This is a genomic window from Sutcliffiella horikoshii (assembly GCF_019931755.1).
Taxonomy (GTDB): domain Bacteria; phylum Bacillota; class Bacilli; order Bacillales; family Bacillaceae_I; genus Sutcliffiella_A; species Sutcliffiella_A horikoshii_E.
Window position 1 is genome coordinate 4,279,589 of the sequence record NZ_CP082918.1, and the last position, 10,880, is coordinate 4,290,468.

At 41.2% G+C, this 10,880-nt stretch carries 7 protein-coding genes and 4 tRNA genes; all 11 read right to left on the minus strand.

Translation table 11 applies throughout. The features are described 5' to 3' along the window. Positions 1 to 4: 4 nt before the first annotated feature. Positions 5 to 796, minus strand: a complete 792-nt coding sequence (locus K7887_RS21780) for a two-component system regulatory protein YycI (protein WP_223491680.1) — start codon at positions 794 to 796, stop codon at positions 5 to 7. A gap of 1 nt (position 797) precedes the next feature. Next, on the minus strand, positions 798 to 2,117 hold the full coding sequence (locus K7887_RS21785; protein WP_223491681.1) for a YycH family regulatory protein: 1,320 nt from the start codon (positions 2,115 to 2,117) through the stop codon (positions 798 to 800). Then, the gene (walK, locus tag K7887_RS21790) at positions 2,114 to 3,949 is read right to left on the minus strand and encodes a cell wall metabolism sensor histidine kinase WalK (RefSeq protein ID WP_223491682.1); all 1,836 of its coding nucleotides are present in this window, start codon (positions 3,947 to 3,949) and stop codon (positions 2,114 to 2,116) included. Before walK ends, K7887_RS21785 begins: the two co-directional genes overlap by 4 nt. 5 nt (positions 3,950 to 3,954) lie before the next feature. Further along, entirely contained in the window at positions 3,955 to 4,656 is a 702-nt protein-coding gene (yycF, locus tag K7887_RS21795; protein WP_223491683.1) for a response regulator YycF, read from the minus strand. Positions 4,657 to 4,899: 243 nt separating this feature from the next. After that, positions 4,900 to 6,396 (minus strand): peptidoglycan DD-metalloendopeptidase family protein, encoded by a 1,497-nt coding sequence (locus K7887_RS21800; protein ID WP_223491684.1) that lies wholly within the window; start codon positions 6,394 to 6,396, stop codon positions 4,900 to 4,902. Positions 6,397 to 7,180: 784 nt separating this feature from the next. Next, positions 7,181 to 7,253, minus strand: a tRNA-Phe gene (locus K7887_RS21805). Between the two features lie 31 nt (positions 7,254 to 7,284). Beyond that, positions 7,285 to 7,360: transfer RNA gene (locus K7887_RS21810), tRNA-Asp, on the minus strand. Positions 7,361 to 7,376: 16 nt separating this feature from the next. Further along, positions 7,377 to 7,451: transfer RNA gene (locus tag K7887_RS21815), tRNA-Glu, on the minus strand. 18 nt (positions 7,452 to 7,469) lie between these two features. Further along, positions 7,470 to 7,545: transfer RNA gene (locus K7887_RS21820), tRNA-Lys, on the minus strand. A 437-nt stretch (positions 7,546 to 7,982) separates the two neighbouring features. Further along, complete coding sequence (locus tag K7887_RS21825) at positions 7,983 to 9,272, minus strand: adenylosuccinate synthase (RefSeq protein WP_223491685.1); 1,290 nt, start codon at positions 9,270 to 9,272, stop codon at positions 7,983 to 7,985. A gap of 205 nt (positions 9,273 to 9,477) precedes the next feature. Beyond that, positions 9,478 to 10,845 carry a replicative DNA helicase gene (gene dnaB, locus K7887_RS21830; protein ID WP_223491686.1) on the minus strand — a complete coding sequence of 456 codons (1,368 nt, stop codon included), beginning with the start codon at positions 10,843 to 10,845 and terminating at the stop codon, positions 9,478 to 9,480. Positions 10,846 to 10,880: the final 35 nt, after the last annotated feature.

The window sequence follows — 10,880 nt, forward strand, 5'->3', positions numbered from 1 at the left end:
CACTTCACTCCAATGTTCGTTTATCTTTTTTTATGACAGATCCTTCAAACGCGTTAACGTAAAAATCCTCTTCTTCATTGACGACAATATGCCAAGTCGGGATTAGCACATGGGAATTGGTATAGTCTACAAGGGTATAATATCCAAGCTTGACATTTCCTACTTCGCTCCCCGGCTTCAGATCTCCTGTATTATACAGATTATAAAGTGCATCCAGGACTGAAATAACGTCCTGTTCTACATCCATTTTTTCTGTATCCACAATAAAAGTTTGTTCATAAGATATTAACTCGTTGAGATCATTGAGATACGCTACCACCATCGCACTGTCATTGCTATAAATGTTTTTTCCATCATATTGTTGGAAGAAAATAAGGCTCTTGGTTTGTGGATTAAATCCCCAGAACTCATATTTCTCCCCAAACAATAATTCTTCTTTAAAAATGGTCTCTAATCTGGTGATCATATTCATTTCAGGCAAAGGGATCGGCTCTTCCCAAGTGGAAACTAGCTTGATGTCTTCTACAATCTCCGCCTTTTGCCCTTTTTCCGTCAACTTCTTTGTATCCTCTTCTGTAAATACATAGCTGTTTCCACTTATATAGCTTGCTTTATCCGGCGCCTTTGGCAGTTGGCCATACGATATTTCATCTACATTGAACTGCTCTTCCATAGAAGCTTCCGCCAAGATTTCCAGCTGATTGTTCTTCCTTTTTTCAAGGATTTGAAAAACAAGAAATACATTGAGGATAAGAAAGGTAATGATAAAAATGGTTTTGGTTCTCCTCCAATCCATTCTACATCCCTCCTTCTAACTCATCGCTACCGGTGAAATTTAATTTGTTCCAAGCATTGTTTTCCTTGTACACCCAGATTGGATCGATGATGTATACATCCGATTCCCTCTTCAATTCATATCCGACTCGTATGTCCTGGATATTTCGGAGGTCACTGAAGTTGTCAAGTTCCCGCTTAACTTCTCTTCCTGAAGGAATATTTGTTCCAATCGATTTCCAAGACAGAAATTCAAACATAGGTCTCACGTATTCATAAATCTCGTTATTTCGCCATGATTGCGAAATATCCGCTACTCCTTTTTCTGCAAAATAGTAGATCGGATAATCCCCTATGAACATCCTGTAGACAACATTATGCTCGATTGTGCTGCTTGTCCAATTATCAAGTTTAAACCGCTCCGGTTGTCCTGTCCAACCGCTATGTTCGTTAACGAACTCAATTCCCCGTTCAATCACGTTAAAGTCCATGGAATTCCCAAGTCCTGTATTCCCCGGATTAACGTAGTGTAGATTATTATAGGGACGGGATACACTCATCAGACTGGAATCATCTCGGAAAACAATTCCGTCTGTTACTTGATCTCGTGTCACGATGCTTGGGTTGCTGAATAAGGCATTTTTAAAATCTTCCGGATTCAACTGTTTCGCATAATAATAACCAGTCCGGACTTTTGGCGCCTGTTCTGGAAAAAACACATACCGATTTTCATCAACTTCTTCATAAATGAATGTTGGTAAGATCTTTGCCGTTTGATAAAACGTTCGAGACAACTCATTGGTAGAAAGGTTGCGAACCTTAGCTTGGTACACTTTTCTCTCTTCATATTGAACCAAATAAATAATTGGTTCACCTCCAAATGATTCTCCCGAAAAATCAATCAGTATCCGGTTGACGGAAATATTCGGAGGTTCACTATCACTAAAACCTGTTAAATATCTAAAGGTTTGTAAAGGGATGTTTGTCGGAAAAACAACCTCCATTTTTCCATTGCCATGCATGAAAGAGTAGAAATCTTCCTCAGAGTAATTAGTGATCTCAATATCAAAAAGGCTCCATTTTCCCAGCTCTTCCATAAATAAATTAAGATCTGCTAGTTCCTCTGTTCCATGATGTACCCCATCAAAATGATATAACAGTTTGCTAGGTTGAATAAGCTGGCCTATTTCCTGCTTTTCATTAATTTCCACTTCACTAATGGTGCTATCGCCTTCATCTAAATAATCAAAATCGGGCTGATAGGTCCATAAATTCCAGGTGAGAATCAAGCTTGTCAGGACAAGAATGGTTAATACAATCGATTTAATATTTTCATATTTCATTCCCAGTCACCTTCTTGCTCTTCCTCGGAAATTGGAAGTGTAAAGTAAATAGTTGTGCCTTTTCCTTCCACGCTGGAGGCCCAGATGTCTCCATCATGTGCTTGAATCATTTCTTTAGCTATTGCAAGACCCAGACCGGTCCCACCAAGCATCCTTGTTCTTGCTTTATCCACTCGATAAAAACGTTCAAAGATCTTATTAATATCTGATTTTGGTATTCCTACCCCTTGGTCACTGATACTGACCAGAATCTGATTGGCAGCCTCTTCAATATCCACAGTGAACGTGATAGTGCCACCTTCAGGCGAATACTTCATCGCATTGGAAATAATGTTATCCAACACCTGTGTGATTTTATCTGTGTCAATGGAAACAAAGATTTCTTGGTTAGGCATACTTCTGACAAAATCCACTTTTTGAGATTTAGACATTTCGAAACGCTCAATGATTTTATTGAAAAACTCTACAAAATCGACGCTATTTTTGTAAAAGTTATAATCTCTTGAATCCATTTTGGATAGCTGCAACAAATCATTCACCAATCGAATCATTCGCTCTGTCTCCGTTTGCGTTACATCTAGAAACCTTGGAGCAATCTCATCATCCTGCCATGCACCGTCTGCCAACGCTTCTAAATAGCTCCTCATCGTGGTCAACGGTGTTCTTAGTTCATGCGACACATTCGCGACAAACTCTCTTCGTTCAAGATCTATTTTCTCTTGCTCCGTGATATCGTGTAAAACAGTAATCAGACCATTAATGAAACCTGTTTCCTTTTGAATGATCGAGTTACTGGCACGCAAAATATATGGCTCTTTTTCGGTACTAAAGTCCAGAATAAGTGACTCTTGTTCCGATATAAGTTGATCAAAGGAATGAGTTTCTTCGATTCCAAGCACTTCTACAATCGGTTTATTTAATACTGTTTCACGTGAAACGTTCAGCATCCCGAGGGCAGGCTCATTGATCAAAATTATCCTGCCTTTTCTGTCTGTCGCAAGAACTCCATCCGTCATATGGGACAAGACAGAGCTCAACTTCCTTCTTTCCCCTTCGGTAGTCGCCTGTGCTTCCTGCAGCTTTTTCGTAAGGTTATTAAAGGATAAAGCCAACTGACCTATTTCATCGTTACCGTAAATGTTTACTTTCCTTGAGAAGTTACCTCTTGCCATTTCAAGCGCTTGTTTTCTCATATCAGACATGGGTCTTGTAATGGTTTGGGCAAGCAACACACCCAGCACCGCTGTGACCGCAAGCGCAATGGTTGTCCCAGTTGCAAAGATGCTGTTGATTTGACGCATTTGGGCATAGACCTTTTCCATGGACGCTTCCAAGTAAATAGCGCCAATGATATCTTGATTGTTCGATTTGACGGGTGCTGCAATCAGCCTCAGACGATTCTGAGTTTGCTTTTCGATGACGGTCTTCTTCGACATCTGTCCTACTACCAATGCCCGTTTAACCAGCAATTCTGTCGTCCTTTTCCCTACACTTGACTGATTGTAAGGATTCGACGTTCCGAGGACCTTGCTTTGGTTATTTGTTATGCGAATTTCTTCTATATCTTCCATCGTGACATCCTGTAACACCGTCCGGATATCTTCTTCAATGGTTGGTGTCGTATCATCACGCTGTTTTTTTATTTCCTGCTCAATGCTATAAGCGAGTAAATGAATTCTTTCTTCAAGAGATTCGTTAAAGTTAGTGGTCAGCTGGTTTTCAAGCTTACTGACAAAATAGACCCCAATTATCTGAATCGCAATAAGGATAAGCAATACGTAAATCAACACAAACTTAAGATGAATGGATCGAAAAAAACCTACCTTTTTCATGTAAATTATTCCTGCTCAGTTTGTCGCAGGTAATAGCCAACTCCTCTTCTTGTTACAATCCATGTCGGGTGACTTGGGTTGTCTTCAATTTTCTCACGAAGGCGACGGACCGTTACGTCCACTGTTCGCACATCCCCATAATAATCATAGCCCCATACCGTCTGCAGAAGGTGCTCTCGTGTCATTACCTGGCCGATATGCTTTGCAAGATAATGCAACAATTCAAATTCACGGTGAGTAAGTTCGATCATATCTCCCCTTTTGGTTACCATATAAGCATCAGGGTGGATCACAAGGGAACCTATCGTAATCTCAGAAGGTTCTTCCGTATCTGCCGCTTTCTGTTGGTGACGTCGCAAGTTAGCCTTTACCCTTGCAATCAATTCACGCGTGCTAAAAGGCTTGGTTACATAATCATCTGCTCCTAGTTCTAATCCAAGCACTTTATCTATCTCCGAATCCTTGGCAGTCAGCATGATGATCGGCATTTCATACTTCTTACGTACTTCCCTGCACACTTCCATGCCGTCTCGCTGAGGCAACATAATGTCTAAAAGAATTAGATCAGGGCGCACTTCCTCCACCTTATTGACCGCCTCTTCGCCGTCATAGGCACAATACACCTCGTACCCTTCTTTTTGGAGGTTGAATTTTAATATATCTGCAATTGGTTTTTCATCGTCTACTACAAGTATTTTCTTTTCCATATGGTTTCGCTCCTTCTCAGCATCTATCTATTCTTATCTGTTAGTATGGCTCTTTTCCAAAGATTGTTGCCATTTTGCTAGAAAAAAACGGCTCCTAACCGTATTTATAATCAAAACACTCTACTTCTTACTTTACCATGTAGAGCGGGGGAGCGCATCTATTAAGAGAAAGCTCATAAAAGTACTTCGAAACATAAAAACCTCTAGCTCACTTTTCATTTGCTAGAGGTTTCATGTATGTGTTTAGTTATTTAGATACTGCATTGGATCTTTTAACTTGCCATCTTGGTACACTTCAAAGTGTAAATGAACGCCTGTAGATTGTCCTGTCGTACCCATGACACCGATCTTTCCGCCGCGAGAAACAGTTTGTCCTACTGAAACGCTAATAGAATCAAGGTGGGCATAAGTTGTTTTCATACCATTTTGGTGATTGATGACAACCTTGTTTCCATAACCGCCGTCCCAACCAGCAGATTCAACAACTCCATTGTCCGCTGCCTTAATCGTACGGTCGCTTGGACGGGCGATGTCGATACCTTTATGCATCTTACCCCAACGGTGACCCATTTTACTGGAAATATAACCGCCAACTGCAGGCCAAGCAAGGGATCCGCTTCCACGAGAAGGAATCACTTTCGTTCCTTTTACTACGATATGTTTCACTGGCTCTTTCAACGTTTCTTCATGTGTTACTTCTGTTTTGATGGTCATGCCGTTTTCTTTCGTAGTGATAGTACGAACGTTTTTCTCTCCGTTTTCACCTTGTTGCTTTACTTTCGTTTCTCCCTTAGGAAGCTCTTTATCTTCCACTACTTCCTGCTCGTAAGGAACTTCTTCATTTTTAGAAACTTCTTGCTTTACCACAATATTTAAGTAAGGTTTTTTCGCTGAAACATTTAACACCTTGCCAACCTTCAGTAAAGTATCCATCGCGATATCAGGATTCATTTCCAAAAGTTCTTCTGAAGATAGATCATGTTTCTCCGCGATGTCTCCTAGGGAATCTCCCGCTTGTACTTCATACTTATCAGCTTGCTTTTTGCCTTTTTTAATCAATTCCACTGCTTCTTTTACAGAAACAACATTTTTAGGATCCACATTTTTATCACTGTATGAAACTTTTTCTTTAATAGTTAGGTCTAACACGCGAGACTCATTTTCTTTCAGCTCAGGAAGTTTGGACTCTTGGTTTTCTTGTCTTTCTTCTAAAGCTTTTAGGTCTTTTTCAGATACAAACTCTAACTTCAGCAGTTCCATAACTTTTTCCGCTTCTTCTTCATTTTTCAGGAGTGCCACTTCTTCTCCCTCAATGGTCAATACAGAAGCGCTGGCCTTCACTTCAACTTGCTCGATTACTGTGTCAATTGTCTCTTTATTCTCAGCAGAAGGTCTAAAAACTTTTTCAGGGACAACTGTTACTTGTTCTCCTACGGAAAGCTCTAGATCTTTATGATCTTTCTGAACAGACTCCACTTTAGCCTCTAACGCCTTGTCTAACTGTTCCTTATCATCAACTGCACCAACACGCTCACCATTCAAGTACACGTGATATACCGTTCCAAGTAGTGAATTTTCACTAGCATGAACAGCAACTGCGCCAAGTGTAATAGTAGAAGCCGCAATAGTGGTGACCATTACTCTTTTTGTAAAAGTAGAAAGGCGGTTTTTTTGAAATTTATGTTTACTATTTTGTTTTTCGGTGTAATTACTATATATACGCTTTAATCGGTTCATCATGGTCTTTCTTTCCCCCTGATTTCTTCCCGTTCTATAAACAGTTTTATTTAGGTAATCTAGATTCCTCGTCTTAGGACTAATGATACCCATTTAAATTTTTCGACTATTTTACCATACCATAGGTTTATAAACAAATAGAATACTAGAACAAAAGATGTAATATAACTGTATTATTGTTGTCATATTTAGGCGATTTATAGGGGTTTTTCCTTATTTAGGTATAAAACATGGGTAATTTTACATAGTTTTGACGTATTGAGTAGAATTGGAGGATATATTACCCTGTTTTGTTACAGGTGGGTAACAAATGGCGGTTGGGTTTGTGGTTGTGGAGCGTGTTTAGCGGCCTTTTGAGGGCGTTTTTTGTTGTTTGGGGGGTTTTTAGTTTTCCTATTAGACATTTGATTGGTTTTTGCTATCGCTTCGGGCGTATAGAACGCTTCTATTTGACATTTGGTGCGGTTTTGCTATCGCTTCGGGCGTATAGAATGCTTCTATTTGACATTTGGTGCGGTTTTGCTATCGCTTCGGGCGTTTAGAATGCTTCTATTAGACATTTGGTGCGGTTTTGCTATCGCTTCGGGCGTATAGAACGCTTCTATTTGACATTTGGTGCAGTTTTGCTACCGCTTCGGGCGTATAGAACGCTTCTATTTGACCGTTCTGTTTGTTTGAACGGAGCTTCGGGCGTATAGAAACTGAATAAAGTAAAAAAAACCAGCAAATTATTAAATACAACAAAAAAGCAGCACGTCCACTAAAAAATGAACGTGCTGCTTTGAGATGGCTCGGGACGGAATCGAACCGCCGACACATGGATTTTCAGTCCATTGCTCTACCAACTGAGCTACCGAGCCTAACACTCTAAAAGAGTTATAAATATGTAAATGGCGGTCCCGACCGGGATCGAACCGGCGATCTCCTGCGTGACAGGCAGGCATGTTAACCGCTACACCACGGGACCTAAGTTAAAAGAAAAATGGTGACCCATACGGGATTCGAACCCGTGTTACCGCCGTGAAAGGGCGGTGTCTTAACCGCTTGACCAATGGGCCTTACTTTTTAAAAGAAAATGGTGTGCCATGAAGGACTCGAACCTTCGACCCTCTGATTAAAAGTCAGATGCTCTACCGACTGAGCTAATGGCACCTAAGAACAACTTCGCCTTATGTAACTTTGAATCTCTTTTGACGACGTTTTTAATAATATCATACTATCAACAAATCTTGCAATAACTTTTTTAAAAAAATATTAACTTCTATAAAACTTACTAAAACCCGTCCAGTAAAAAAGAAAAAAGGGGATCTACTGAGTGTAATGAAGACACTTTGAAGCAGAAAATCACCTTGAAAGTGTCTTCATCTGAAGCATGATGACACTTTGGTGAGAATTTTTTTGTCACAAGTGTCTTCATACTCTCCATGAAGACACTTTGGCAATAATTTCTCCTATAAAAGTGTCTTCATAAAGCAATCTCCATGGGGCACGGCAATCAAAAGCTCAACATGCACCTTCCACCACCAAACCAAATAAAAAGCCCCTTCATCCTAACCAAGGAGAAGAGGCTATCCTAACACTTTTATATATTACTTCGCATACACACTGCGTACCACATTCGTCTGAGAGCGATCTGGCCCTACAGAGAAGATGGACAATGGAATGCCTGTAAGCTGAGATACGCGCTCAATGTAATGACGAGCATTCTCAGGAAGCTCACTTAAGCTTCTAACGCCAGTGATGTCTTCTGTCCAGCCTGGCATTTCTTCATAGACCGGCTCACATTCAGCAAGTACTTTCAAGCTTGCAGGGAATGCTTCCATTACTTCGCCTTTGTATTTGTAAGCTACGCAAATTTTCAGCGTTTCAATGCCTGTTAAAACGTCGATAGAGTTCAATGAAAGGTCAGTCATACCACTTACGCGGCGTGCGTGGCGTACGACTACACTGTCAAACCAACCTACACGGCGAGGGCGTCCAGTTGTTGTACCATACTCTCTTCCCACTTCACGGATTTGGTGACCTATTTCATTGTCTAGTTCTGTTGGGAATGGACCGTCACCAACACGAGTAGTGTAAGCTTTCGCAACACCTACAACGTGGTCGATTTTTGAAGGACCAACACCAGAACCGATTGTAACTCCACCCGCTACTGGGTTGGAAGATGTTACGAATGGATAGGTTCCTTGGTCGATATCAAGCATAACCCCTTGAGCACCTTCAAAAAGAACGCGGCGGCCATCATCAAGCGCATCGTTTAACACAACAGAAGTATCTGTTACGTACTTTGCAAATTGTTGTCCATACTCGTAGTACTCATCAAGAATATCTTCTAGCTTGAAGCCTTCTGTTTCATACATTCTTTCAAGCAAACGATTTTTCTCCGCTAAGTTGTGTGCAAGTTTAGCTTCGAAAAGTTCACGGTCAAGTAAGTCAGCAATACGGATACCAACACGAGCAGCTTTGTCCATGTAAGCTGGTCCGATTCCTTTTTTCGTTGTACCAATCTTGTTTGCGCCTTTGCGCTCTTCTTCCACTTCGTCAAGCTTCAAGTGGTAAGGAAGAATAACATGTGCACGGTCTGAAATGCGCAGGTTATCTGTGCTTACACCGCGGTCATGCAGATATTTTAATTCTTGGATTAATGCTTTAGGATCTACAACCATTCCGTTACCAATAACACAAGTTTTGTCGTTATAAAAAATTCCAGAAGGTATTAAGTGTAATTTATATGTTTCACCGTTAAATTTAATTGTGTGTCCTGCGTTGTTACCGCCTTGGTAACGTGCAATAAGCTCTGCATTCTCAGAAAGAAAATCGGTAATTTTCCCTTTTCCTTCGTCTCCCCATTGTGTTCCTACTACGACTACTGATGCCATAGAGCGTACACCTCCACTAAATATGTAACTTTTTTTAAATTCATTTTTCAACAAAAGTAAGTTTATCAGCTGCACACTAGAAAGTCAACCAAAACACGAACGTTACATAATTTTAATATTGAATTTGTTCGTAAATAAGACAGATTACTTAAAATTATGGTCCAGAAAGTTTAAAAAGGCACCTACATAACGTAGATGCCTTTTATTATGCCCCTGGAGGGACGGATTCATCATCAAATCGCCGCTCCAAATTAACAAATTTATTATATTCTTTTACGAAAGCCAAGGAAACCGTACCAACAGGACCGTTACGCTGTTTCGCCAGGATGATCTCAATGATGTTCTTGTTTTCACTTTCTTTGTCGTAATAGTCATCACGATATAAGAAACCAACAATATCGGCATCCTGCTCGATACTTCCGGATTCACGGATATCAGACATCATGGGACGCTTGTCTTGACGTTGCTCCACTCCACGGGACAGCTGAGACAAGGCGATAACGGGGACTTCCAGTTCCCTTGCCAACGCTTTTAGGGAACGGGAAATCTCGGAAACTTCCTGCTGACGGTTCTCTCCGCCGCCGCGTCCACTACCTTGAATTAATTGCAGGTAGTCAATCAGAATCATTCCAAGGCCGCTCTCCTGTCTTAGACGACGGCATTTAGAACGGATCTCGCTGACTCGGATACCCGGCGTATCATCAATGTAGATACCCGCATTGGACAAGCTACCCATTGCCATCGTCAGCTTGCTCCAATCATCAGCGGTCAATTGGCCTGTTCTAAGGTTTTGTGCATTGATGTTTCCTTCTGCACAAAGCATCCTCATAACCAGCTGCTCAGCGCCCATCTCCAGACTGAAGATCGCGACATTTTCACGAGCCTTTGTTGCGACGTTTTGTGCGATGTTCAAGGCGAATGCCGTTTTACCAACAGAAGGACGCGCAGCGATGATAATCAAATCATTTCGTTGGAAACCTGCGGTCATTTTGTCCAATTCGGTAAAGCCTGTCTCTATCCCCGTCACTTCCCCTTTACGGTTATGAAGGGTTTCGATGTTATCATAGGTTTTAACCAGCACGTCCTTGATGTTTTGGAACACACCGGAGTTTTTCCGTTGTGAAACTTCCAGGATTTGCTTTTCCGCTTCATTCAATAATCCTGCTACTTCATCTTCCCTGCTGTAGCCTTCTTGGGCGATGTTGGTTGCGGTACGAATCAGGCGGCGAAGAATAGACTTTTCTTCTACAATCTTTGCGTAATACTCTATATTAGCTGCAGTTGGCACTGAACCTGCTATATCACTTAGGTACGATACCCCTCCAACTTCTTCTAAAAGCTTCAAGTTTGCAAGCTCGGATGTGACTGTGACCAGATCGACCGGTTCGCCCCGGTCGGAAAGATTCAGCATGCAGTCATATATCTTTTGATGGGCAGCGCGGTAAAAGTCATCTGGCATGACAAGCTCAGATGCCAATGTCAGTGCAGACGGTTCTAAGAAAATAGCCCCGATGACCGCCTGTTCCGCTTCAATATTTTGCGGTGGTATTCTATCTTCAAAAATATCACTCATCCCTGTTCCTCCTCCCAGAAAGCGAATCCTCTAAA

Coding starts and splice junctions, on each gene's coding strand:
- walK (WP_223491682.1), bottom strand. CDS start 3,949: ATGAAAAAGGTAGGTTTTTTTCGATCCATTCATCTTAAGTTTGTGTTG.
- yycF (WP_223491683.1), bottom strand. CDS start 4,656: ATGGAAAAGAAAATACTTGTAGTAGACGATGAAAAACCAATTGCAGAT.
- dnaB (WP_223491686.1), bottom strand. CDS start 10,845: ATGAGTGATATTTTTGAAGATAGAATACCACCGCAAAATATTGAAGCG.
- K7887_RS21785 (WP_223491681.1), bottom strand. CDS start 2,117: ATGAAATATGAAAATATTAAATCGATTGTATTAACCATTCTTGTCCTG.
- K7887_RS21800 (WP_223491684.1), bottom strand. CDS start 6,396: ATGATGAACCGATTAAAGCGTATATATAGTAATTACACCGAAAAACAA.
- K7887_RS21780 (WP_223491680.1), bottom strand. CDS start 796: ATGGATTGGAGGAGAACCAAAACCATTTTTATCATTACCTTTCTTATC.
- K7887_RS21825 (WP_223491685.1), bottom strand. CDS start 9,272: ATGGCATCAGTAGTCGTAGTAGGAACACAATGGGGAGACGAAGGAAAA.